We start from the raw sequence: 24,179 nt of genomic DNA, 5'->3' as shown, positions 1-24,179 counted from the left end.
AAGGCGTCATTGCGAGGAACGAAGCAATCCCCGATTTGCAGGTTCGCCCTGTATAGTTTGGGATTGCTTCGTTCCTCGCAATGACGCTTCTTTTTGCTCCAAACAAAAAAGGTCCCCAACCTTACCGGTTGGGGACCTTTTTCATATTATTTAAACGTCAATTACGCTACTGTTCCTTCTTTCAGTTTCTCCGCGTTTTCGGCAAACTGAAGCGATTCAAGGATTTCCTGAAGATCGCCGTTTAATACGCCCGGCAGGTTGTAAATGGTAAGACCGATACGGTGCTCGGTTAAACGGCCCTGCGGGTAGTTATAGGTACGTACCTTGGCCGATCTATCGCCGGTTGATACCATGGTTTTACGTTTTTTAGATGTTTCTTCCAGGTGCTTTTGAAGCTCCATTTCGTACACCCTCGAACGTAATACCTGTAAAGCCTTATCGTAGTTTTTTAATTGCGATTTCTGATCTTGGCACTGGGCAACAATACCTGTAGGTAAGTGAGTTAACCTTACGGCAGAATAAGTGGTATTTACCGACTGACCGCCCGGCCCTGAAGCACAGAACAGATCCTTACGGATATCACTTACCTGCAGATCGATATCAAACTCATCAACTTCAGGCAATACTACTACAGATGCCGCTGAGGTATGAACACGGCCCTGTGTTTCGGTATCTGGTACACGTTGTACGCGGTGTACGCCCGATTCATATTTTAGTGTTCCGTAAGCGTCTTCGGCGTTTACGTTAAACACAATCTCTTTGTAACCGCCACTGGTACCTTCGGTATAGTCAACCAGCTCAGTACGCCAGCCGCGTTTTTCGCAATAGCGCATGTACATGCGGTAAAGGTCGCCGGCAAAAAGGGCTGCCTCATCACCACCGGTACCACCACGGATCTCGACGATAGCGTTTTTAGAGTCCTCAGGATCTTTAGGGATCAGCATCAGACGGATCTCTTCTTCTTTTACTTCCTGTTGAGCAAGTAATTCATCAAGTTCCATCTTGGCCATCTCACGAAACTCCTCGTCTTTTTCAGTAGCCAGAATTTCCTTATTGGTATCGATATTGCTCATAATGTTGCGGTATATAAAATACTCATCAACAATTTTAGCAAGGTCTTTATATTCTTTGTTTAACTGGGCAAAACGCTTCATGTCCTGCATGGCGTCAGGACTGCTCAACTCACCTTCAACGTTTTTCCAGCGCTCGTGTATCAGTTCTAATTTATCTAACATATGTTATAAATAATGATGCAGCCAAACTGTTTGATATTGAACCGGCTTATGAAAGTTTTGATGTTTCGGGGCGGTTTACAGACTTACTGCAAAAAAGTGCACAAAAGTACGCATTTTTTCTGTAAGAAAAAGGCACCGTTTAGCATGCGGTTATGCATGTGCCAGCTTATTACAATCGGCAAACAATGGACTCCATAAGGAAAAAACGCAGAATACATATTTCAATGTTTACATTGAAAACTTATTTATATATTTAATTTCCTATTTCAACATTCTAAACCTTAAATATTACAACTATGGGCGGATTAGGCGCACCTGAAATCATTCTAATTTTTGTAGCTTTCGCGAGTCTTGGGTCAATAATCATTTTCCCTATTTGGGGGTACAACGCCGGAGGCAAACGAACCATCGGAGCCATTCCTGGTCTCCTACTTGGCTTTTTTCTGAATTTTATTGGGATAATTATAGTGTATTGCACACCAAAAGTCGAGAGTAAAAACTTCTACACTTTCCCTCCAAAATCATCAGCAGATGAACTGCAAAAGTTTAAACAGTTATTGGATAGCGGCGCAATAACAGAATCGGAATACAATGCTCAAAAATCAAGAATTTTAAACTCTTAATTACTTTCCTATTATATTAAAATCAACAACCGTGGGTAACTAATCCGTTTTCTCAAAGTACTCCAGCTTCAGTTCACTACCATCGAAAACGGCATATGTAAACTGTGTAACCCATTCGCCAAGATTGATGTAGCGGCTTTGTGGTGTTAACTGGACATCAAGCGGAATATGGCGATGACCGAAAACCAGGTAATCGTAAAAATTGGTTTTGAGTTCTTCGCGACAAAAAGTCACCAACCATTCCTGCTCTCCGGGTTTAGGGTTATCTTTCTTTTGGTTGGTATCACGGCTATGGCGGCTCCATTTATTGGCTATGCCCACGCCAAGATTTGGGTGGATACGGGCAAACAGCCACTGGCAAAATCCACTCCTAAAAAAGGCTTTCAAAAACTTATAAAAGCTATCACCCGGACCAAGCCCGTCGCCGTGATGAATAAAGAATTTCTTGCCGCCGCGTTCAATCTTCAATTCATTACTGATGATGGTAGCGCCGAGCTCATCTACAAAATAATCAAACATCCACATATCGTGGTTGCCTTTAAACAGGTAAAGCTTAACGCCGGCATCAGTAAGTTCGGCAAGCTTGCCTAAAAAGCGGATGTAGCCTTTGGGTACTACGGTTTTGTATTCAAACCAAAAATCAAAAACATCGCCAACCAGGAACAGTTCGGCGGCATCATGCTTAATACTATCGAGCCAGCGCACTATCTTATCTTCGCGTTGGCGGCTTGAGGCGTATGTGCCTGTACCTAAATGAAAATCAGAAGCAAAATAGAGTTTGTCGCGAGCCGGCATAGCGGCAAAAATACGTTTTAACCATCAAACAGAAAAGATAAAGATTGTTACACAATAAGCATCAAACAACACCGTATTTTAGTGGTTATTCACAATACATTAAACATTAAAATTATGGCAATCCCCGAAAATCCAAATCTTGATGATGCCCAGGAAGATAAAGACCCAGGCAATGAGTATGAGCAAAACGAAGGCCAGGATACCGGCAACGAAATAATTGATAACAGCGAACCGGATGTAACCGGACTGAACGCGGCCAGTCGCGCGTCCGAATCGTCGTTCACCTTAAATTTTGAAGACGGTTACGCGCCCGCGCCAAATAAAAAAGACAAAGACCAGCAATAATTAAAACACTGATATATCCACCAATGAAAAAACTATTACTGCCGGCACTGCTCCTTGTTGCTTTTGCCGGCAATGTATCGGCCCAACAATCCAAAGGTTTTACCATGGCCGATTTCAAGAACAACGTAGGCAAAGTAGGCACATTGTGCGACACCGTTTACTCCTACAAAGCGGTAAGCGATACACTTACCCTGCTAAATATGGGAGCAGCTTATCCAAGGCAAAAATACACCATAGCTGTAAAAGGCAGCCAGATCAAGCTTGATTTATCCAGCATAAAAGGAAAGCACGTATGCGCTACCGGCACATTCGAATTCTTTAAAGGTCAGCCCGAAATTGTGGCCGATAAGCCAGAACAGGTTACGGTTAACTGATCAGTTCAAATGACTATAAAACAAAAAAGAGCAGATCGATGACCTGCTCTTTTTTGTTTTATTTATCTGACTTAAGCTTTATGCGTTCTGCTTTTAGCTAATCAATTAAAATGCTTTGTATAATCCGAATACAACCTGACCTTCGGTAATTGGCTGTTTGGTTACCAAACGACCTACGTTAAGCGTACGGCCGGTGGTAGTTACGTTGTAACCCGGTGAATTTACGTAATTGCCTTTTAGCGATAAGCCCCAGCCTGCACCCATATCAAATCTGATGGCCGCACTACCACCGTATGCAAAAGCATAGCCTTTAGAACTTTCCTGGGTGATAGTACCCGATTGCGCGTCAACACCAGTAACACTTATGGTTAACAAAGGCGAAGTCTGGCTTTTAATAGCACCCGCAGAAGCCCTTACGTCAAATGACAAGCTGCGCCATACAAAAGTATATTGCGGGCCAACCAACAGGTTAAAGCTGCGATAACGTTTATCGGCAGTCACAGTTCCCTGGTCGGCTTTGAAATCGGTAGTATAACCTTGTGATAAGATCAAATCATCATCGTACGAAAAATTGCTCTGATCCTGGTATGAAAAAGTATAACCGATACCAAAATTACGTTTCAGATAAACCGCTCCGTCAAGCTGGAAAGTAACGCCCCTGTTTGCAAAGCCTGATTTATTGTTGCTGTAATCTGTTTTTTTGAAGTTGCTGAATGGGTAAGAAATACCCATGCCTAATCCCACATAAGGTTTTTGTTTTACCTTGGTTTCATCATCTTTATCGTTGGTATCCTGAGCTTTTGAAGTAAAGGCCAGCAGCATTAAAAGGCCTGCTGCAAAAAAAGTAAGGGTTTGTTTCATGTTTGTTATTATGTAACTGTATTACTGTAAGTTTTGCCATTGCAAACTTAGCTGCAAAGCAAACGTGCAAAAAAACGCATTATTATTGATACTTATGTGATTACCGGCTACCGTTTCGAGCTAAAAATCACAATAGTTATCAGGTGCAAAAACTAAGGCGTTAACTTTTAACTGCTTGCCCTTGATTTAAAGCTATTTTTTCACGCCGCTAATATAGCCCGACACGGCCAATTAAACGGCAACCGGCGGCAAAATTAACAACTTTTAACCTTTGAAGCGTTATTACTTTATGGCGATGTGCCTTAAATAGCTATCTTTAGTAGCCTGTAATTTAAACTATCATGACAAAAACGTTCTGTTTATTATCGTTAGCTGTTTTATTTTGCAGCTATACACATGCGCAAATGACTATAAAAACCCTCCCATATCCTAAAGCAAAAAAAGTTGACGTTGTTGATACCTATTTCGGAACCCAAGTCCCCGACCCATACCGCTGGTTGGAGCATGACCATGCCGATGATACCAAAGCCTGGGTACAGGACGAAAATAAAGTAACATTCAACTATCTTGACCAGATCCCTTATCGGGCCGAAATTCATAAACGCATGGAGTTTTTATGGAACTATGAAAAGTACAGCGCCCCTTTTAAGGAGGGCAAATACATTTACTTTTATAAAAACGATGGCCTGCAAAGCCAGAACGTATTATATCGCCAGTTAGGCGATACCGGTACACCTGAAGTTTTTCTTGATCCTAATAAATTCTCTGCCGATGGTACGACCTCACTACAAGGCATTGAGTTTAGCAAAAACGGGGATTTGGCCGCTTACCAGATCTCAGAAGGAGGGTCCGACTGGCGCAAAGTCATCGTAATTAATACCGAAGATAAAAGCGTAGTTGGCGATACCCTGAAAGATGTAAAATTTAGCGGACTGGCATGGCATGGTACCGATGGATTTTATTATAGCAGTTATGATAAGCCAACTGAAGGCAGCCAGCTTTCGGGCATGACACAGTTTCATAAGCTTTACTACCATAAGCTGGGCACGCCTCAAAGTACCGATAAATTGATATTTGGAGGCGATAAAACTCCCCGTCGTTACATAGGTGCATATCTTACCGAAGATGAACGCTTTTTGGTGATCACAGCCGCTACCTCAACAACCGGCAATGAGCTATATATCCAGGACTTAAGCAAACCCGGCAGCCAGATCGTAAACGTGGTAAATAATTTTGACAATCAGCACAGCGTGTTAGATAACGTGGGCAGCAAGCTTTATATCCTCACCAATATCTACTCGCCCAATTTTAAAATTGTTACTGTTGATGCTGCCGAACCAGGGATAACCCATTGGAAAAACCTGATCCCCGAATCAAAAAATGTACTAAGCGCCACTACCGGCGGAGGTAAAATTTTCGCCACATACCTTCAGGATGCCACCTCGCTTATACAGCAGTACAATATGGATGGCAAGCTTGAGCGCACCATTCAGCTACCATCAATTGGTTCAGCCTCGGGTTTTGGCACTAAAAAAGAAGAAAATGTAACTTATTATACCTTTACCAACTACATCTATCCGCCAACAATTTTCAAGTTGGATATTACAACCGGTACTTCGGTGATCTATAAAAAATCGGGCGCAAAATTTGATCCGGAGCAATATGAATCAAAACAGGTGTTTTATGAATCAAAGGATAAAACCAAAATCCCGATGATCATCACCTACAAAAAAGGAACTGTACTTAATGGTCAAAACCCTACTTTATTGTATGCTTATGGTGGCTTTGGCGTTAGTTTAACCCCTGCGTTCAGTACCTCAAACATCATATTGCTTGAGCATGGAGGTATTTATGCTGTTCCTAATTTGCGCGGTGGCGGCGAGTATGGCGAACTGTGGCACCGCAAGGGCATCAAACAAAAAAAGCAGAATGTATTTGATGATTTTATAGCCGCGGCCGAATATCTCATCAAAAATAAATACACCTCAAAAGACCATCTTGCTGTTTCCGGAGGATCAAACGGAGGTTTACTCATCGGTGCTATGCTGACCCAACGCCCCGATCTATTTAAAGTAGCGTTCCCGGCAGTAGGCGTACTGGATATGCTCAGGTATAACAAATTTACTGCCGGCGCAGGCTGGAGCTACGATTACGGCACAGCAGAAGATTCGGAACAAATGTTTAAATATCTTTATAATTATTCGCCGTACCATGCCCTTAAGCCGGGGGTTTACCCTGCAACCATGATCACCACCGCCGATCATGATGACCGCGTAGTACCAGCCCATTCATTCAAGTTTGCGGCCCGCCTGCAGGAGTATCAGCAGGGTACCGCACCAACACTCATCCGCATTGAAACCAACGCGGGCCACGGCGCGGGGCAAAGTACCGCTCAGCTTATCAACGGACAGGTTGATAAATGGGCATTTATGTTCTGGAACATGGGTATTAATTGGCAGTAGTATTAGATTTTTTCAATAAGTAAAATGAAAAAGTATCTGTTAGCGGCCATGCTGTTATTCATGGCCTCAACTATAACGTTAGCTCAGCATAAAAAGAATGCGCTCAACATTGTATTTATCGGCAATAGTATAACCCAGGGTGTTCAACTCGCCGATGCGGCTACAGAAGCCCCGCCTGCAACCGCTGTAGCTTATCTGCAAAAACAGAAAAACCTGGATGCCGTAAATTTCAGCAATCAAGGACATAGTGGTTATACCACGCTTGATTTTTTGCCGGGCACGGATACTTTTACTAAAATAGAACAAGCAGCAAGCGCCTTTACCAATAAAGATGCATTGTTGATATTTTCGATAAAACTGGGTACAAATGACAGCGCTATCCAGGGCCCACATGGTGCGCCTGTTTCGCCCGAAGATTACCAGAAAAACTTAAAAACCATAGTTGATAAACTTTTGGCCGATTTCTCAAAGGCGATAGTCATTTTCCAGCACCCGGTATGGTATAGCCCAAACACCTATAACGGCGGAAAATATTTACAGGAAGGCCTAAGCAGGTTGCAAAGTTATGTGCCAATGATAGATGGCCTTGTAAAAACATATGCTACAACAAATCCCAAACATGTTTTTGTAGGCGACACCAAGGCTTATGCCTATTTTGAAAAAAATCACCTTACCTATCTGATCCCTGAAAACGGCAAACAAGGCACATTTTACCTGCATCCCAATAAAAAGGGAGCGGAGGCTTTGGGCAAGTTTTGGGGAGTAGCCATTGATCATGTTGTAAGGCGAAATTTTTAAATAACACACACCATGATTGGTCCGCGTAAAGCAATCGGCCCAAGTAAACAATAATCATACAACAGCTAAAGAACTGTAAATTAGTGATTAGCAAAATCGCTACAGCATCAGTAATTGTTTTGTTCATTCCGTTCAGTTTTTTTTAACCATTAACATAAAATTAGGCGTTTGCTTAATTTTATGTTAATGAAATATTTACTGCTTTACATCCCCTTAATCCTGTTTATCATATCATACGGTTACAGCCGTAGGTATTATCGTTTCATTGATAATGGCCGCGCCTCTGAAATTGTCCAGGCAAACCTGCGGTCAAAACAGTTTTTGAACCTGGCTGTATTCTCGTTCGTGGCGCTTTTAATAGTACTAAAACTACTTTAAGTTTCATCAACGTAAAATCACCACATACCCCGAAAGAACCTGGTTATTCATCTTTGTATTTACTACATAGTAGTAAGTACCTGACGGCATCTGTTTTCCCTGGTAAGTACCATCCCATGGTTTAGGATATCCTACCGAGTGGAACAGCGGTTGCCCGTAACGGTTATAAACATCAACAGTACTGTTTTCATAAGCTACAAGGCCTTTAATCTCCCAGTAGTCATTTATGCCATCACCATTAGGTGTAAATGTATTGCTGATGTTTATTACCGGCGAAACCTTAACAGCTACCTGGCTTTGGTTTACACAGCCGTTTGATTTCTCGGTGATTTTAAGCTGATAAACGATGTCCTGATCGCCGGTTACAACCGGATTTTTAACAGTAGTGCTGCTCAGGCCGGTGGCCGGGGTCCATTCATATGTTACGTTATCACTGCTCACCACAGGGTTTAAAGTGATGGTATGGTCTTTCAAAACATACCTTGTATCGCCTGCGGCATCGGCTTGTACCGTTGGCGGCGGAACAAAATTAATGGTAATGTCATCGGTAGGAGTATGACAATCATCTGCCTGCGTTGCTCTAAGCGTTAATTTAACTGAGCCCTTGGCAATATCAATAGGATCAGGTTGAAAGGTTACATTTTCTGATACATCCGAAGGAATGAACCTACCCAACCCCGACGCCGAGGTCCATTTTACAGTGGTACCTGAAAGCGGCCGGCCACTTAAAGCCACCATAGGATTCTGATTACAAACATTGTTAATACTTGACGGTCCCGCATCTGCACCAGGGCTTGGCGCAAACGTAATGATTACATCGCTGTGTACTGCCGCGCAATCAACACCGGTTGATGTAAGCGTTAATTTAACCGATCCGTTAGCCCTGTCTGCCGCAGATGGGAAATATTGAGTCTTTGGATCACTCAAAAGAGCGAAGGTTCCTCCCTGGCCACCACTCCAGATCCCTGTTCTGCTGACACTGCCATCAAGTTGTATAGATGGCACGCTAACACATTCAGTATGTGAGGGGCCTGCATTAACAATTGGGATACTGTTTACCTGAACCGTCTTAGTACTTGGCTCGCTTGGGCAGGTATTCAAGATTACAGATAAACTATAATCCCCGGCGTTGGCGGCCGTAGCATTAGGAATGGTTACGATCGGGCTCGTCCCTTCCGATCTGAAATTATTGGGGCCTGTCCACAAATATCTGGCATTGGCTACAGGCACGGTTTGCAGTGTAATCTCATTCCCTTCGCAAACGGGAGTGCTAACAAAGATTTCATGCATTGCTGTTTCGGGCATTACGGTCACGGTATACCTAACCGGCGAGCTGCTGCAGCCAAATGCCATAGGTGTTACAATATAAGATACCTGAATAGGGTTTGTTGTAGTATTAATCAGGGTTTCGTTGATAGGGTTTGCTGTTTCATTAGTAACCGCCGCGTTGCTGATACCTGGCACAGCCTGCCGGCTCCACAAAAAGGTAGCCGACCCTACGTTAGACGTTAAAGTGAGCCCCAGCGGCGTATTGTTACATCTGGGATCTGGTTGAGGGGTGGTAACCGATACTCCCGGATTAACTGTTACGTTAAGCGGATATTGCGCGCCCGGGCAGTCATTGGTTTTAAAATTAAACATGTAAGTAACCACAATGGGATCATTAGTGGTGTTATAAAGCACCTCTTTGATGGTGGTAGACGCCTGTCCCGTTACGGCAGCATTACTGATACCCTGAACCGCGTCCCGGCTCCAGGTAAAGCTTGTTACCTGTGGATTAAATTTAACCTCGTAATTAGGGCTTGCGGCATTACAAACTGGAGGCGGAGGATCACTTACAACAACAGGCGTAGCATTTACGGTAACTACATATTGAAACACCTCCCCCGGGCAACCGTTCAAATATGGCGTAATAGAATAAGTTACATCAACAGCTGCCCCTTTGGTGTTAATAAGTGTTTCGGTAATGGAACTTGTTGTTTGGCCCGTTACAGCAGGGTTGCTGATGCCGGCAATAGCCTGGCGGTCCCACGAAAAAGTTGTACCAGGCTGATCGGCGGTAATGGTATAATTTAACGCGGTACCGCTGCATACCGGATCGCTGGTAGGGCTGCTGGTTACCTGCGGGGCGGGCGTAACTACAACATCAACCTTTTTACGCTCGCTAATACAACCATTAACCGAAGTTTCTACATAATAAGTTCTGTTGATGGTTAATTGAGCTGTAGAAAAAGTACTGCCATTGTGTATCGGGGTGCCTCCAAGAGGTAAATTATACCAGGTATAGGTACCAGTTGAACCACTTGCCGTAAGTATGGCGGAAGTCCCTTCACAAACCGGAGCCCAGGTAACCTCTGGCGCTGCTGGTTGTGGTGTTGGATGGACTAAAACAGGAGTCCTGTTGCTTGTAATGCCACCTATAGTTGTTGAAACGTAGTAAGTAATATCATTAATTATTGGCGGAGTAGTAAATATAGGCCCGGTTTTAAGGAGTGTACCGCCGGAAGCATCGCTATACCAATGGTATGTTCCACCCGGCGCGGTGGCTATAAGTGTAGTTGTATTGCCCACACAAACAGGTTTGGCCGAAGCCGTAGGAGCGGCTGGCACCGAATTTATATATATGGTAACAGTACTCGATTTAAAACTGCAGGGACCGGCAGGATCATCGGAGGTTAGCGTAAGTTTGGCCACTGTTTCTCCCACGGCTGGAGTGTAAACAGCATCCTTAAGTGTTTTATCAGAAAAACTACCTGCCCCACCGCTCCATTTCGCTGCTGTGTTTCCGCTGCCGGCCAGTTGTACAGGTACGCCCGGTGGCACAGCCTGGTTTGGCCCGGCATATATTATAACTGCATTGTAAAGAGTCACAGTTCCCGTAGCAACGCTTGCAGGGCATCCGCTGCTTGCTGCAATTGTGTTGGTTACGGTATATGTCCCTGCCATGCTATTCGCAAGGTCTATCTCGCCGGTGCTGGTATTTTTAAATTTAAGTCTGCCTGTAGGCTCACTAAAAATTCCGGCACTGGCACCAGTTGCAAAAACCGGCAAGGGGTTCTTAGCATCCTTACAAAATGGAGTATTGTAAGTAAAACGGGCATCTGGCGTTGTAACTATCGATATACTTTGACTGGCTGAACCCGCGCATGTGCCACCATAAGTAAAAATAATAGTGTATTTTCCTAAAGCGCTTGCTGCTACATTGATCTCGCCGGTAGTATTACTTACAAAAACAAGCCCTGCTGGTGTTGAAGTAAAAGTACCTCCGTCCGGATTATAAATAGCCGGAGAAACGTTACTTCCGGAAGTACAAACAGTACCGGATGGGTACCGGAACTGCGGATCAATAATTGGAATTGTAGATACGGTAAAAGCTGTTCGCTGACTTACACATGAACCATTGCTCGCCTGCGCGTAAAACGTTGTTTGACTAAGCACAGGATCGGTAGTATAGGTATTGCCTGTAAACAAAAGCGTTCCACCAATAGCATCAGTATACCACTCAATGGTGGTACCCGACGCTGGGACGCTCAAGGTGGCTGGCTGGCCGGGGCACACCGTTGCCGTACCATTAACCGCAGGGGCAGCTGGAGGATTGTTAACGTGCACTGTTATCGCAATACGTGCACTGTTGCAGCCATTGGCTATACTTTGTACATAATACGTTGCATTTGCAGTTAGCTCGGGGGTAACATAAGTATTACCGGTTATCAGCAGATTGCCACCGGTTAGCTGATCATACCACTCATAATCATCGGGCGAGCCTGTTACTGTAAGCGTAGCCGAAGAACCGGCGCATATCGGCACATCAGCCGGAGGAACAGGAACCGGGATGGCATCAAGTACGGTTACTGTAATTGGCGATCTGTCACTTACGCACCCACCAACAGTAGTTTGAACATAATAGGTTGTAGTGGCTGTTAACGCCGGGGTGTTAAATGTATCGCCGGTAAAAAGGGCGGTACCGCCGGTAGCCGTAGTAAACCATTGAAAAGTTCCGCCCTGCGTAGGAGATGTCGCCGTTAAAGGAGTCGAAGTTCCGTTACAGATCACCGGCCCGTCGGGCATAATCGGAGGTTCGGGCGCCGGGGTTACCGTAACATTTATCGGGGTACGGTCGCTTGTGCAACCACCTGTAGTATGCTCAACATAATAAATTATATTGTTTGTCAGTATCGGGGTCCGAAAAGTATTACCTGCACCAATCGAACTACCGCCAGTTGCTGATCTATACCAATTATATGTGCCCGTTGGCGATGGATCGGCAGTTAGCGTAGCGCTTGTGCCATAACAGGTACTGGCTGTTTGAGATGGCGGCGCGACAGGTATTGGCGTCACAGATACAGGCACCGGTATTCGGCTACTGATACAATCGCCCACACGCGTTTGCGCGTAATAGGTAACGGGAGATGTAAGTACCGGTGTTGTAAAATCAGGACTTGAAATTAGCAGGGCCCCACCTGATGGTACATCATACCATTCAACCACTCCTGAGGCATCGGCATGCAAAGTTGTCAACGATCCGGAACAAACACTATACGTTGCGTTTACTACCGGAACAGCCGGCGGCGCATTGATACGGGCCACAACAGGTATCCCTCCGCTGGTGCAACCTCTAAGTGCTGTAAAAAGATAATAAGTTGTGTTTGCAAATAAAGGAGGTGTTGAAAACGTCGGGTCGTTACTTAATGGAGTTCCCGTACCTGATGAATTTGCATACCATGCATAACTATCGGCGCCGGATGCCTTTAACGTTGCTGAAGTTCCATAACACACCGGATCTGACTGAATACTTGGCCCTCCGGTTACATAAACATAAACCGAGCTTCTTGTACTGGTACAATTGTTTAATGTTGTTTCTACAAAAAAAAGAGTTGCCTTATTAACCGGAGGTGTTACATATGGATTACCCGTATACAAAAAATTGCCATCAGCATCATACCATTGGTAAGTACCTCCCGGCGCTTTGGCTGTCAACGTTGCGGCTGTATTGGGGCAAACAGCCTGCGGGTCAACTACAGGAGGGGTTGGCGACGCAACAGCAGTGACAGAAAAATTGGCAACCTTTGGCTGGCAACCCGGGGTTTTATCGCTTACGGTAACAGTATAATTTCCACCTTGATTTACGTCAATAGTTGGGGTGGTTTCACCCGTATTCCAAACATAGGTAAACGGGCCTGTACCTCCGCTTGTATTGGCAGTCAGGGTTACACTTTTTCCTGAACAAATGGTTGTAGCTGTTGAGGTTATTGAAACATTTAACGTACAGGTTTGGCTGTACCCGGCAAATGAAGTAAGGATCAGCAAAAGTAGTAGTATAAGTAACGGCTTATTAATCTTCTTCATAAGTCTCTTCATACTCAATAAATGTGACCGCAAGCAAGCCTTCTTTTTTAAAAGAAGCCTCTTATTGAGCACAGATTTTCGGGCTGGCAGATAACGACATTGCACGCCAGCCAGGTATTGATGTGTGCCCTTTTACGTAAAATACCAAAAATATGTTTGATAAAACATGAACAAAATGAACAATGAAACCCCTATGAAATTATTTCTATTTCTGGTTAAAAAAAATGCCCGGCTATCTCCTAACCGGGCATTAAAACAGTCTTGATGTATTTTATACAATTTGCGGAACGGGCTCAGCAACCAGTTTATGGCCAGCCATATCGTAGTAGATACGCAACATCTTTGCGTGGCAATCATTCATCTTTCAACACCCGCCTCATGGTATTACAAGCTTATAACAAGGCAACAAAATCGCGCATGGCTTGTCCGGGATCGGGCTGCTTCATAAAGGTTTCACCAATAAGGAAGCCGTTAAAACCTTCCAGCTTAAGATGGCGGATAGTTTCCGGATCACTGATGGCACTTTCCGAAATTTTCATAAACTCAGCAGGAATGTGTTTGGCCAGCTTATACGAAGTTTCTACCGATACAGTAAAATCGGCCAAGTTGCGGTTATTTACACCAATAGCATCCAGGTTAGGGTTAATGCTGCGTTCCAATTCCTCAAGGTTATGCACCTCAAGTAACACGTTTAAGCCTAAACTTTTAGCCAGTTTGGCAAGGTTATCAATTTCGGCAGGAGTAAGTATAGCAGCTATCAGCAGAATGATATCCGCCCCTAATGATTTGGCTTCTATTACCTGGTACTCATCTATCATAAAATCTTTGCGCAATACAGGGATATTATTCACCGAACGGGCTTTTACCAGGTCAGCTTTTTTTCCCATGAAAAAATTGCGATCGGTTAAAACTGAAAGCGCTGAGGCGCCTGCAGCCGCATAATCGGTAGTAACGGCACTAACCCTTACTTTATCGTTAATGATACCTTTTGACGGCGATTTACGCTTAAACTCGGCTATGATACCGGTGCGTGAGGGATCAAGCAAAAACTCCTTAAATGAGTGAGTATCGCGGTGAAAATGCTCCGATTCTTCAAGTACAGTATACGATGTGCGTTTTTTTGCCGAAGCAACTTCTCTTTTTTTATTGGCAACTATTTTATCAAGTATGGTCATAAAGCCCCCTAACCCCCTAAAGGGGGAATGTTATATAAGCCGTCATTGCGAGGTACGAAGCAATGACGTTTTTAAATGTAATTTTTCAAAGTTATCATAATTCCTTAAAACTAAGCCTTTAGCCAGTTTTGCATCATTTCTTTACCGTAATCGGTCAGGATTGATTCGGGGTGAAACTGTACGCCCCTCACATCATATTGCTTGTGTTTAAGCGCCATGATCGAATTATCGGCCTCATCAATGGCAGTAACCTGTAATGAATCGGGCAGATCATTACCACTTACCACCCATGAATGGTATCGGCCAACCTTAAAGCTTTCGGGTAGTCCGGCAAAAAGTTCTTCTCCACCATCGGTAACTTTTATTGGTGTTGCTATACCGTGCATAGGCTGGTTAAGATTGTACAAACTACCGCCAAACGCCTCGGCAATGGCCTGCTGACCAAGGCACACGCCAAATATGCTTTTAGTAGGCGCATATTTTTCTATCACATCCAGCAATAAGCCTGCTTCAGAGGGAATACCAGGTCCCGGCGAAAGGATGATCTTATCAAAAGTATCCACATCTTCAATAGCAAACTGATCATTCCTCCAAACCTCGCACTCCAGGCCAAGCTCATTAACCAAATGCACCAGGTTATAGGTAAAGGAATCGTAATTGTCTATTATTAGGATTCGCCCCCCCTGCCCCCTAAAGGGGGTGCCTTGATTAGTATTTGTATTTTCGTTCATTGTATTTATATCTTAAAACTATCTGTATATCTATATAACTTCTTTGTCCACCATTGTTCCCCCTTTAGGGGGTTAGGGGGCGTAACCTACAACTCCTCCGCCAACTCAAAAGCCCTGCGCAAGGCCGAGATCTTGGTATCAACTTCCCTCAGTTCGCTTTCAGGAATTGAACCGGCTACAATGCCCGCACCTGCCTGGTAATGTAAAGTGTTATTCTTGCTTAGAAATGAGCGGATCATAATGGCATGGTTAAAGTCACCATTAAACCCAAGGAAACCTATCGCGCCGCTGTAGAAGCTGCGTTTTATATTTTCGTTTTCGTCGATGATCTCCATGGCGCGGTATTTGGGAGCGCCGCTCAGGGTACCTGCAGGATATGTATCAGCTACTACTTTAAATGCCGATGCGCCGGGTTTAAGCTTACCGCTTACGTGCGATACCAGGTGGATAAGATGTGAATAGTACTGTACCTCTTTAAAGGCTTTAACCGTTACATTTTCGCAATGGCGACTCAGGTCGTTACGGGCCAGGTCAACCAGCATAACATGTTCTGCCGATTCTTTTGGGTCATTCTCCAGGTTACGGGCCAGTTCGGCGTCTTTCTCGTCGTCGCCGCTGCGTTTAAAAGTTCCTGCTATCGGGAAAATATTGGCTACGTTATTCTTTATGGTAATTTGTGCCTCTGGCGATGAGCCGAAGATCCTGAAATCGCCAAAGTCAAAATAAAACAGGTATGGTGATGGATTGATAGAACGCAGGGCACGGTAAACATTAAATTCATCGCCCAGGAAGGTGCGCGAAAAAGCTCTTGAAGGTACTATCTGGAATACATCGCCACGGTAAATGTGCTGTTTCATTTTCTCCACTATAGCAATAAACTCGTCGCCGGTGAGGTTTGATTTTTCATCGCCATTACTCTTGAAGCTGTATTCGGGAAAGTTTTTGTTTTTGATGAGGTATTCCAGTTTTTCGATACCGCCATTGGTTGGAGCGCCTTCGGGCTGGTTGTGGAAGATGTAGAGTTCGTTCTTAAAGTGGTCGATGGCGATGATGTACCTGTAAATGTGGTACTGCATTACCGGTATTTTACGGTCGGTATTATCGCTTTGCTTTAGCTTGATGGTTTCGTAATGTTCAACCGCCTCATGGGTAAAATAGCCGAACAAACCATTGGTAATCATTTTTAGCGGCAACGAATCCGTTTCAAAGCTGCCAATGAAACTGTTGATCTGTTCTATCAGCTCAAACGTGCCGGGCTCAAGCGTTTCGTGACTGCCATCGGGATACTGCTTTTTCAGCACGCCATTATTCAGCACTATCCCGCTTAAGGGCTCGCAGCAAATATAGCTGGTGCTGTTTTCGCGGCTGTGGTAGTCAGAACTTTCCAGCAGCAGCGAATTGGGAAATACGTCGCGCAGGCGAAGGTAAATACTAACCGGCGTGGTGGTATCAGCCAGTAGTTTTTTATAAGTGGTAGTAATTCTAAATGTGCTCATGTTTATTTTCAAAATATTTTAAAACAAAAAACCCGGCGAATTGGGGTCGCCGGGTTTCCTATTTAGGTTCACAATTGATTAGGTTGTCTCTGATCAAAACGCGCGAGCCGGCTGCCAATTTAATTGGTGCCACCAGCTGTTTTTATGTGTGTTTTTAATCATCGCGGTCACAAATTTATAAAGAAATTTGAATTGTCAAATTTTTTGTGAAATTATTTATTTGCTAAATCCTATTAGCTACGTAGAATTACTGTGGAATAAGCATTATACCTACCGAAATCAGTATAATTCCGATCAAATAAAAGATAGCGATCGCTTTATGCTTAGCTTCTGGCAATGCCGCTTTCTTTGATTTGCTATGACCAATAGTGATTAGTGCGATAGCGATAAGCATGATCACCCAGTGCTCAACCGTAAAGTAACGGGTGATAGGATTTTTCATGGTATCCTTGCTGAACTGCACCATCGGGCTAATAAAAAACAGGATGATGCCCAGCAAAAATTGCGTATGCACCGAGATCATCGCAAACAGGTTAAGTTTGCGGTTACCCTCGCCATAAGGTTTTTTACCCAGCCAACCCATAAACGCGCGTACAAGGGCCAGCAATACCAATACAATAACAATGTACCTGAAACCGGAATGGAATTCCTTAAAAAAGCTATAAAGTGTCATACATCAAAATTTGCTGTGAATATACAATATAAAGGTCATTGAAGTCATTAGCTCATTGTGTCATTTTTTGCAGACATTGCCTAATTAACAACAGCTAACCAACATTGCATAAAAATCATGTCATTGCGAGCGAAGCGTGGCAACCGCATGCTATACAGAGCCGCTCGGCTTCCGTGCGGTTGCTTCGTTCCTCGCAATGACATATTTTATAATTTATCCCATAAAAAAAAGCGATGAGCCTAAACCCATCGCTTTCCCAAATCCGAAATCGAAAATCCGATATCCGAAATAATTATATCAGCAGCCTTACCGGCTCTTCTAATAATTGTTTTAATGTTTGCAGGAAGGCAGCAGCTGTAGCACCATCAACCACACGGTGATCGGCGCTCAGGGTAACCTTCATAATGTTGCCAGGTACTACCGCGCCATTTTTAACAACCGGAACAGCCTGGATACCGCTTACAGCAAGGATACAAGCATTTGGAGTATTAATGATGGCAGTGAACTCGTCAACACCAAACATACCAAGGTTTGAAATGGTGAAAGTTGAACCTTCCATTTCGTTTGGCTGTAATTTTTTAGATTTTGCTTTACCTGCAAAGTCTTTCACTTCAACCGAAATGTGGCTTAATGATTTACCATCGGCAAATTTGATAACAGGAACCAACAAACCTTCGTCAACAGCAACAGCAACGCCGATGTGAACGTGTTCGTTAGTGCGGATCTTATCACCCAGGAATGATGAGTTAATTGCAGGATGTTGCCTTAAGGCTACAGCACAAGCTTTAACAACAAAATCATTAAATGAAATTTTAACCGGGGCAATCTCATTCATACGGGTACGGGCAGCAATTGCCTGATCCATATCAATGGTCATGGTTACATAGAAATGCGGAGCAGTAAATAAGCTTTCGCTTAAGCGGCGGCTGATAGCTTTACGCATTTGAGTAACCGGCCTTTCGCTAAATTTCTCTTCGCCGGTAAAGGTTGGCAATACAATAGGTGCTTTTGCAGCAAGTGCAGATGCAGCAGCCGGAGCAGCCTCAGTAGCAGGTGCAGATGCCGGTTTAGCAGATGGTGTATATTCCTCAACATCCTTTTTGATGATACGGCCGCCTTCAGCGCTACCTTTTACATCATTAAGATTGATGCCTTTATCTTTAGCTATTTTACGTGCAAGCGGTGATGCTTTTACGCGGCTATCGTCATCAGCAGCAGAGGCTTCAGTGGCAGCAGCAGGTGCAGTTTCTTCGGCTTTAGCTTCGGCAGCAGGTGCAGCCTCAGCAGCAGGAGCCGAACCACCATCCTGTAACAACGGAGTAATGTCGGTACCTTCTTTACCTACTATAGCAATGATATCATTCACTTTAGCGGCTTCGCCTTCTTTAACACCTATATATAATAAGGTACCAGCCTCATAGCCCACAACTTCCATGGTAGCCTTATCGGTAGCTACATCAGCCAGTGAATCATCAGCTTTTACTTTATCGCCAACTTTAAAGTTCCATTTCTCAATGGTACCCTCGGTCATGGTGTCACTCAATAACGGCATGCGGATAACCGTGGCCGGGATGCTTGACAAATCAACCTTTGGAGCGGCTGGTGCCGGAGTAGCGGCAGGTGCTTTATCAGCTACCGGGGCAGCTTCTTCGGCCGGTTTAGCAGCAGCGCCGCTGCCAGCCTGATCAAGTAAAGATTTGTAATCTTCGCCTTCTTTACCTAAAATGGCAATTACAGCATCAACCGGAGCAGCAGCACCTTCCTGTATACCTATATACAGCAATGTGCCATCCTGGTACGATTCAAAATCCATGGTAGCTTTATCGGTTTCAATCTCGGCCAATACATCGCCAGATTTAACCTTATCGCCAACTTTTTTATGCCATTTAGCCAATACCCCTTCGGTCATGGTATCGCTCATCTTAGGCATTTTTACTACTTCGGCCATATATTAATAGTATTATAAATTCAGTATAAATATAGTCTCTTCTTAGCGAGAAGTCTAAAGTCTGAAGTTTTTAGTCTGAAGTCTTTATCCGACTACCAATACTATAGACTTTCGACTTAGTACTTTCGACTTAAAACTTAGTCCCTGATATAAGGGTAATCTTCCTGAACATATACATCGGTATATAATTCAGAAGCATCCGGCCATGGCGACTCTTCTGCAAATTTAACAGCCTCGTCAACTATAGCTTTGATCTTAGCGTCCATTTCGTCAAACCATGCTTCATCAGCATATTTTTCTGTAAGGATAGTTTGTTTAACACTTTCGATAGGGTCTTTAGCTTTGTAGCTTTCCAACTCCTCTTTAGTACGATACTTTTGCGGATCGGACATAGAGTGGCCTTTAAAGCGATAAGTACGCATTTCAAGGAACGTTGGGCCCTCACCTGCACGTGCACGCTGAACGGCTTCGTCCATTGCTACGTGTACAGCAGCCGGATCCATACCATCAACAGCTGATGAAGGGATACCGTATGGCAAACCTAATTTATAAATATCAGTTTGAGCTGTAGTACGCTCAACAGAAGTACCCATGGCGTAACCATTGTTTTCGCAAACAAAAATTACAGGTAGCTTCCAAAGCGCAGCCATGTTAAAAGTTTCGGTAAGTGCACCCTGGCGTACAGCACCATCACCCATGTAGGCAATGTTCACAAACTCGGTACCTTTATATTTTTCGGCAAAAGCGATACCGGCACCAAGTGGCACCTGGCCGCCTACGATACCGTGACCACCGTAAAAATGTTTTTCTTTATCAAACATGTGCATAGAACCACCTTTGCCTTTTGAGCATCCGGTAGCTTTACCATACATCTCGGCCATAATGGCGTTTGGAGTTACACCTTTAGCAAGCGCGTGAGCGTGATCGCGGTATGCGGTGATCAAACTGTCTTCAGGTTTAATTACAGACATTGCTCCGGCCAAAACAGCCTCCTGCCCAATATACAAGTGGCAAAAGCCCCTGATTTTTTGTTGTCCGTATAACTGTCCTGTTTTTTCTTCGAACCTACGCATTAACAGCATCTGTTCGTACCACATCAGGTAGGTGTCCTTGTTTATTTCGATTGAACTCATGTATTAAACAACCTTTTTGGAGTAAAGCGCAAATCTAATTATATCCTGCAAAATATCGAAACCTCAAGCAAATTGTTGCAAAATTTTATTTGGTGTGCCCGGGCGGTGTTTAAAACGTGTAAATCGCACAATTATAGGCCTTGCTTAGCACCATTCGGTAAAATTAAACTTAAAAAAACTCACGCCCCAGGCAATAAATTATCGTTTTATGAAGTTTATAGAGGGTTGTTGTTATCTGAATGCCCCCAAATAATTACAACCAAATTACATTGTTAAACGTACAAGAGCCTGTTTATTAAATTGATGTGTAATAAAAAGCACTTTTTTATATTTTTCGAAAAATAAGGCACTTTTATTTGCAATTTTAAAAAATATAAATAGTTTTGTAGAGCACAATAGACATAGTGTCTGATTTAATAAACAAATTTGTTGCCCTAACTCAACAAACAAACTGATTAAATGAAGAAATTTGCCCTGGCTATTGCCTTACTTTTCAGCGTCATAGCTTCACAAGCTCAAACAAAAAGTGCCCCAAGCACCAGTGATGACAACAAAGACGATCAGGAAAGTTTAGGTAAAGCATACTTTTCCCAAATTATGGGAGTTGCTTTATCTGCTACCTCAAACATGAAACTCTTTCACTTTGTATATGATTGGATTGGTACCCCTTACCACTTTGGCGGAAGCTCAAGAAGAGGTATCGACTGTTCGGCATTTACAAAAGAACTATACAGCGAAGTTTTTAACCTTGACATCAAACGTAACTCACGCGATATTTTCAGCATGGTTAACCCCGTTGCTAAAGATGAGTTAAAAGAAGGTGATCTGGTTTTCTTTAAAATTCACAGCCGCAGCATTTCGCACGTTGGTATTTACTTGGGCAATAATAAATTTGCTCATGCCTCATCAAGAGGTGTTGCAATCAGCAGCTTGGATGATGCCTATTACAGCCGTTTCTTTTATAAAGGCGGCAGGTTGTTAGCTTCGTTTAAGGATGAGTTTAAAGGTTCGGCATCCACGGGTAACAACGATATGGGCGACGACGTAGACGAAAGCAAGAACTAAACGATTTTGAAATAAATAAACTAATTTAGTCCCCTCATCCTCAATGAGGGGATTTTTTTTATAATGAAATTTCATTTAATGCTTACAGCAGCCAGCCTGGCGCTGTTTTTACAGGCGTGCAACCACCCGCCCAATAAAAAACAAATACTGGCGCCTGCTCCTAAACCTAAACCCGATACCACCGCGGCAATTGCAAAACCTGCAGTTGTTGTTAATCATGATGCTATATCCATAGCTGCCGTTGGCGATATGATGCTCGGAACATCATACCCTAATGATTATACCCTCCCGCCGGATAGCGCCAAAAACAGTTTTACAATTATTGCCGACGAACTCAGAAATGCCGACGTAACATTTGGTAACCTTGAAGGAAGTTTGCTTGACGGGGGTAACCCTGCCCACTATAAATTGCATCAACGCAGTAAAGCTTACTTATTCAGGATGCCGACAGCCTATGCCGGCGTTTTTAAAGATGCGGGGTTTAACCTACTTAGCCTGGCCAATAACCATATCGGCGATTTTGGCGATACCGGTCGCATGAGCACCACCCGCGTGCTTGATAGCATAGGCATTAATTATGGTGGCTTGCTTAGTCATCCCTCAACCGTATTTGAACGTAGTGGCGTTAAGTATGGCTTTTGCGCCTTTGCCCCTAATGCCAATACCTTGCCCATCCTCAACCTGCCGAACGCTACCCGTATCATCAGCGAACTGAAACAGCGATGTGATATTGTCATCGTATCTTTTCATGGTGGCGGCGAAGGTGTGGATTATGAGCACGTACCTTTTGCCATGGAATCATTCATCAGCGAAAAACGTGGAGATGTCCATGCCTTTGCGCATAACGCCATTGACGCGGGCGCTGATATCATATTAGGCAATGGCCCGCATGTGAGCCGCGCAATGGAGGTTTATAAAAACCGGCTCATCGCTTATAGCCTTGGTAATTTTTGTACTTATAAAAGTGTGAGTGTAGTGGGTGTTTGCGGTTTGGCTCCTTTACTAAAAGTGAACCTGAATAAAAAAGGAGAGTTTTTGAATGGCCGCATTATATCCCTTAGGCAAGCCCATGATAAAGGCCTTGGACTTGATTCGCTCAACCGGGCGGCTGTCCGGATTAAACAACTTACTGAGACAGACTTTCCCGATGCTGGCTTGATAATAACCGATACCGGGGAGATTAGCCTGAACCCGATTATTCAGAGCGAGAATTTATAAACAGGAAAGGGGCAAGAAGTGCTTCGAGATACATTCACCCTGACATCACCTTAGCCCTTACCTTAATGGAAAAAGCGTGGGCTTGTGCGATTCCCCTCTTGAGAGGGGCGGATGGGTGTGTTTCTGCTTTGATCAGCTTGCAGCAGAAACACACCCCTACTGTCGCTCGTGCCTCCGCGCCCCCTCTCGAGAGGGGATTTCTTTTACCCTCTTTGCGGTGAAGCCGGAGAGAGGGTGGTACAGCGAAGCGCAGACCGGGTGAGTCAATTGTACGACCTGAATCCGGTTATTTAAGCCGCTTCATCTTTAGTGTTTTTTACCAGGCCAATACCTGTTGAGAAAAATATGAGCGAAATGATTCCTATTACCACCATAGTGGTTACCTGAGCGCTGTGGTTTATAATAGCTATGCCTGTGTATATCAGACCAATGATACCAAGCACGCTCAATATCGTTCCGAATGTTCGTTTTAAGTTCATGATAGGTGCGCTGTTTTTTATGAGCATTTTTTAAAAAACAAATAGCACACCAATAATTAATGCTACTTTTATTCTAAACATAATAAACCGAACCATGCCCGAATCAGTTGGATCATTGGTAACAATAATCATTTTTGTTGTTATCCTTATTACCATTTTTACTTCGTTTGTGTCTGTAAAACAGGGCACAATAGTAGTTATCACCGTATTTGGCAAGTACCGCCGCATCCTTACCCCGGGGTTAAATTTCAAGATCCCTTTTATCGAAAACATCTACTCCAAGATCTCTATCCAAAACCGTTCTGTCGAGCTGGAGTTCCAGGCTGTAACTTATGACCAGGCTAATGTTTACTTTAAGGCTATGCTCCTGTACTCTGTTCTGGACCAACAGGAAGAAACCATTAAAAACGTAGCTTTTAAGTTTGTTGACGAACGTAACCTGATGCAGGCCCTCATCCGCACCGTTGAAGGATCCATTCGCGCCTTTGTAGCTACCAAACGCCAAAGCGAAGTATTGATATTGCGCCGTGATATTGTTGAGCACGTAAAGGAACAACTGGACGTGATACTGGAAGGTTGGGGCTACCACCTGCAGGATCTTCAATTGAACGATATTACTTTTGATGATGTGATCATGAAATCGATGAGCCAGGTTGTGGCATCAAACAACCTGAAAGCCGCTGCCGAAAATGAAGGACAGGCCCTGCTCATCACCAAAACCAAAGCTGCAGAAGCGGAAGGGAACGCCATCAAAATATCGGCACAGGCCGAACGTGAAGCAGCACAATTACGAGGTCAGGGTATTGCGTTGTTCCGTGAAGAGGTTGCCCGTGGTATGACTGTAGCCGCCAAAGAAATGGCCGAAGCTAATATGGATACCTCGGTAATCCTGTTCACCATGTGGACAGAATCTATCAAACACTTCTCAGAAAACTCAAAAGGGAATGTTATTTTCCTTGATGGCTCAACCGATCAGATGCAACATACGTTAAAAGAAATGATGGCCTTAAACCTTTTACATACCGACAACGTCAAAAAGTAAAA

The 24,179-nt window shown here is 43.9% G+C and carries 20 protein-coding genes; 9 read left to right on the top strand and 11 right to left on the bottom strand.

What is annotated here, in order from left to right; all coding sequences use genetic code 11:
• Nucleotides 1–161 precede the first annotated feature (161 nt).
• Nucleotides 162–1,235 carry a peptide chain release factor 1 gene (gene prfA, locus EAH55_RS04470; RefSeq protein ID WP_112570877.1) on the bottom strand — a complete coding sequence of 358 codons (1,074 nt, stop codon included), beginning with the start codon at nt 1,233–1,235 and terminating at the stop codon, nt 162–164.
• A 296-nt stretch (nt 1,236–1,531) separates the two neighbouring features.
• On the opposite strand from prfA, the gene EAH55_RS04465 reads away from it, so the two are divergent.
• Nucleotides 1,532–1,858: an SHOCT domain-containing protein gene (locus EAH55_RS04465; protein WP_121808619.1), complete on the top strand. Its 327-nt coding sequence runs from the start codon at nt 1,532–1,534 to the stop codon at nt 1,856–1,858.
• Nucleotides 1,859–1,897: 39 nt separating this feature from the next.
• On the opposite strand, the gene EAH55_RS04460 is transcribed toward EAH55_RS04465, so the two are convergent.
• Nucleotides 1,898–2,653: a UDP-2,3-diacylglucosamine diphosphatase gene (locus EAH55_RS04460; RefSeq protein WP_121808618.1), complete on the bottom strand. Its 756-nt coding sequence runs from the start codon at nt 2,651–2,653 to the stop codon at nt 1,898–1,900.
• A 114-nt stretch (nt 2,654–2,767) separates the two neighbouring features.
• On the opposite strand from EAH55_RS04460, the gene EAH55_RS04455 reads away from it, so the two are divergent.
• Entirely contained in the window at nt 2,768–2,998 is a 231-nt protein-coding gene (locus EAH55_RS04455) for a hypothetical protein (RefSeq protein ID WP_121808617.1), read from the top strand.
• 23 nt (nt 2,999–3,021) lie between these two features.
• Nucleotides 3,022–3,372 (top strand): hypothetical protein, encoded by a 351-nt coding sequence (locus EAH55_RS04450; protein WP_121808616.1) that lies wholly within the window; start codon nt 3,022–3,024, stop codon nt 3,370–3,372.
• Between the two features lie 105 nt (nt 3,373–3,477).
• On the opposite strand, the gene EAH55_RS04445 is transcribed toward EAH55_RS04450, so the two are convergent.
• Nucleotides 3,478–4,233, bottom strand: coding sequence for a hypothetical protein (locus EAH55_RS04445; RefSeq protein WP_121808615.1), 756 nt, complete (start codon nt 4,231–4,233; stop codon nt 3,478–3,480).
• A gap of 341 nt (nt 4,234–4,574) precedes the next feature.
• On the opposite strand from EAH55_RS04445, the gene EAH55_RS04440 reads away from it, so the two are divergent.
• The 3 genes from EAH55_RS04440 to EAH55_RS04430 all read left to right on the top strand — a co-directional run bounded on the left by EAH55_RS04440 (nt 4,575) and on the right by EAH55_RS04430 (nt 7,871).
• Nucleotides 4,575–6,695 carry a prolyl oligopeptidase family serine peptidase gene (locus tag EAH55_RS04440; protein ID WP_121808614.1) on the top strand — a complete coding sequence of 707 codons (2,121 nt, stop codon included), beginning with the start codon at nt 4,575–4,577 and terminating at the stop codon, nt 6,693–6,695.
• A gap of 24 nt (nt 6,696–6,719) precedes the next feature.
• Nucleotides 6,720–7,493, top strand: a complete 774-nt coding sequence (locus EAH55_RS04435; protein ID WP_121808613.1) for a GDSL-type esterase/lipase family protein — start codon at nt 6,720–6,722, stop codon at nt 7,491–7,493.
• A gap of 186 nt (nt 7,494–7,679) precedes the next feature.
• Nucleotides 7,680–7,871 (top strand): hypothetical protein, encoded by a 192-nt coding sequence (locus EAH55_RS04430; RefSeq protein ID WP_114939816.1) that lies wholly within the window; start codon nt 7,680–7,682, stop codon nt 7,869–7,871.
• 6 nt (nt 7,872–7,877) lie between these two features.
• On the opposite strand, the gene EAH55_RS04425 is transcribed toward EAH55_RS04430, so the two are convergent.
• The 7 genes from EAH55_RS04425 to pdhA form a co-directional block, all read right to left on the bottom strand.
• Nucleotides 7,878–13,217, bottom strand: coding sequence for an Ig-like domain-containing protein (locus EAH55_RS04425; RefSeq protein WP_162996740.1), 5,340 nt, complete (start codon nt 13,215–13,217; stop codon nt 7,878–7,880).
• 392 nt (nt 13,218–13,609) lie between these two features.
• Nucleotides 13,610–14,392 (bottom strand): indole-3-glycerol phosphate synthase TrpC, encoded by a 783-nt coding sequence (trpC, locus tag EAH55_RS04420; protein ID WP_121808611.1) that lies wholly within the window; start codon nt 14,390–14,392, stop codon nt 13,610–13,612.
• A gap of 110 nt (nt 14,393–14,502) precedes the next feature.
• Nucleotides 14,503–15,123 (bottom strand): anthranilate synthase component II, encoded by a 621-nt coding sequence (locus EAH55_RS04415; protein ID WP_121808610.1) that lies wholly within the window; start codon nt 15,121–15,123, stop codon nt 14,503–14,505.
• 86 nt (nt 15,124–15,209) lie between these two features.
• On the bottom strand, nt 15,210–16,619 hold the full coding sequence (locus EAH55_RS04410; protein ID WP_121808609.1) for an anthranilate synthase component I family protein: 1,410 nt from the start codon (nt 16,617–16,619) through the stop codon (nt 15,210–15,212).
• 247 nt (nt 16,620–16,866) lie between these two features.
• Nucleotides 16,867–17,292, bottom strand: a complete 426-nt coding sequence (locus EAH55_RS04405) for a cytochrome B (RefSeq protein ID WP_114939810.1) — start codon at nt 17,290–17,292, stop codon at nt 16,867–16,869.
• A 292-nt stretch (nt 17,293–17,584) separates the two neighbouring features.
• The gene (locus EAH55_RS04400) at nt 17,585–19,240 is read right to left on the bottom strand and encodes a dihydrolipoamide acetyltransferase family protein (RefSeq protein WP_121808608.1); all 1,656 of its coding nucleotides are present in this window, start codon (nt 19,238–19,240) and stop codon (nt 17,585–17,587) included.
• A 137-nt stretch (nt 19,241–19,377) separates the two neighbouring features.
• Complete coding sequence (pdhA, locus tag EAH55_RS04395) at nt 19,378–20,373, bottom strand: pyruvate dehydrogenase (acetyl-transferring) E1 component subunit alpha (RefSeq protein WP_112570901.1); 996 nt, start codon at nt 20,371–20,373, stop codon at nt 19,378–19,380.
• Between the two features lie 459 nt (nt 20,374–20,832).
• Here pdhA and EAH55_RS04390 point away from each other — a divergent pair, with 459 nt between their 5' ends.
• Together EAH55_RS04390 and EAH55_RS04385 are read left to right on the top strand one after the other, a co-directional pair.
• Nucleotides 20,833–21,438: a C40 family peptidase gene (locus EAH55_RS04390; RefSeq protein ID WP_112570903.1), complete on the top strand. Its 606-nt coding sequence runs from the start codon at nt 20,833–20,835 to the stop codon at nt 21,436–21,438.
• 63 nt (nt 21,439–21,501) lie between these two features.
• Nucleotides 21,502–22,656, top strand: a complete 1,155-nt coding sequence (locus EAH55_RS04385; protein ID WP_121808607.1) for a CapA family protein — start codon at nt 21,502–21,504, stop codon at nt 22,654–22,656.
• A gap of 290 nt (nt 22,657–22,946) precedes the next feature.
• On the opposite strand, the gene EAH55_RS04380 is transcribed toward EAH55_RS04385, so the two are convergent.
• Nucleotides 22,947–23,135: a hypothetical protein gene (locus EAH55_RS04380; RefSeq protein ID WP_112571542.1), complete on the bottom strand. Its 189-nt coding sequence runs from the start codon at nt 23,133–23,135 to the stop codon at nt 22,947–22,949.
• Nucleotides 23,136–23,229: 94 nt separating this feature from the next.
• On the opposite strand from EAH55_RS04380, the gene EAH55_RS04375 reads away from it, so the two are divergent.
• Nucleotides 23,230–24,177, top strand: coding sequence for an SPFH domain-containing protein (locus EAH55_RS04375; protein WP_112570907.1), 948 nt, complete (start codon nt 23,230–23,232; stop codon nt 24,175–24,177).
• Nucleotides 24,178–24,179: the final 2 nt, after the last annotated feature.

Source organism: Mucilaginibacter kameinonensis (assembly GCF_003675385.1).
Lineage (GTDB): Bacteria > Bacteroidota > Bacteroidia > Sphingobacteriales > Sphingobacteriaceae > Mucilaginibacter > Mucilaginibacter kameinonensis.
The sequence above is the reverse complement of the archived record's forward strand: the minus strand, read 5'-3'. Positions and strand labels throughout refer to the sequence as shown.

Excerpts from the sequence above, each read along its gene's own strand:
- prfA (WP_112570877.1), bottom strand. The coding sequence starts at position 1,235 with ATGTTAGATAAATTAGAACTGATACACGAGCGCTGGAAAAACGTTGAA.
- EAH55_RS04465 (WP_121808619.1), top strand. The coding sequence starts at position 1,532 with ATGGGCGGATTAGGCGCACCTGAAATCATTCTAATTTTTGTAGCTTTC.
- EAH55_RS04460 (WP_121808618.1), bottom strand. The coding sequence starts at position 2,653 with ATGCCGGCTCGCGACAAACTCTATTTTGCTTCTGATTTTCATTTAGGT.
- EAH55_RS04455 (WP_121808617.1), top strand. The coding sequence starts at position 2,768 with ATGGCAATCCCCGAAAATCCAAATCTTGATGATGCCCAGGAAGATAAA.
- EAH55_RS04450 (WP_121808616.1), top strand. The coding sequence starts at position 3,022 with ATGAAAAAACTATTACTGCCGGCACTGCTCCTTGTTGCTTTTGCCGGC.
- EAH55_RS04445 (WP_121808615.1), bottom strand. The coding sequence starts at position 4,233 with ATGAAACAAACCCTTACTTTTTTTGCAGCAGGCCTTTTAATGCTGCTG.
- EAH55_RS04440 (WP_121808614.1), top strand. The coding sequence starts at position 4,575 with ATGACAAAAACGTTCTGTTTATTATCGTTAGCTGTTTTATTTTGCAGC.
- EAH55_RS04435 (WP_121808613.1), top strand. The coding sequence starts at position 6,720 with ATGAAAAAGTATCTGTTAGCGGCCATGCTGTTATTCATGGCCTCAACT.
- EAH55_RS04430 (WP_114939816.1), top strand. The coding sequence starts at position 7,680 with ATGAAATATTTACTGCTTTACATCCCCTTAATCCTGTTTATCATATCA.
- EAH55_RS04425 (WP_162996740.1), bottom strand. The coding sequence starts at position 13,217 with ATGAAGAAGATTAATAAGCCGTTACTTATACTACTACTTTTGCTGATC.
- trpC (WP_121808611.1), bottom strand. The coding sequence starts at position 14,392 with ATGACCATACTTGATAAAATAGTTGCCAATAAAAAAAGAGAAGTTGCT.
- EAH55_RS04415 (WP_121808610.1), bottom strand. The coding sequence starts at position 15,123 with ATGAACGAAAATACAAATACTAATCAAGGCACCCCCTTTAGGGGGCAG.
- EAH55_RS04410 (WP_121808609.1), bottom strand. The coding sequence starts at position 16,619 with ATGAGCACATTTAGAATTACTACCACTTATAAAAAACTACTGGCTGAT.
- EAH55_RS04405 (WP_114939810.1), bottom strand. The coding sequence starts at position 17,292 with ATGACACTTTATAGCTTTTTTAAGGAATTCCATTCCGGTTTCAGGTAC.
- EAH55_RS04400 (WP_121808608.1), bottom strand. The coding sequence starts at position 19,240 with ATGGCCGAAGTAGTAAAAATGCCTAAGATGAGCGATACCATGACCGAA.
- pdhA (WP_112570901.1), bottom strand. The coding sequence starts at position 20,373 with ATGAGTTCAATCGAAATAAACAAGGACACCTACCTGATGTGGTACGAA.
- EAH55_RS04390 (WP_112570903.1), top strand. The coding sequence starts at position 20,833 with ATGAAGAAATTTGCCCTGGCTATTGCCTTACTTTTCAGCGTCATAGCT.
- EAH55_RS04385 (WP_121808607.1), top strand. The coding sequence starts at position 21,502 with ATGAAATTTCATTTAATGCTTACAGCAGCCAGCCTGGCGCTGTTTTTA.
- EAH55_RS04380 (WP_112571542.1), bottom strand. The coding sequence starts at position 23,135 with ATGAACTTAAAACGAACATTCGGAACGATATTGAGCGTGCTTGGTATC.
- EAH55_RS04375 (WP_112570907.1), top strand. The coding sequence starts at position 23,230 with ATGCCCGAATCAGTTGGATCATTGGTAACAATAATCATTTTTGTTGTT.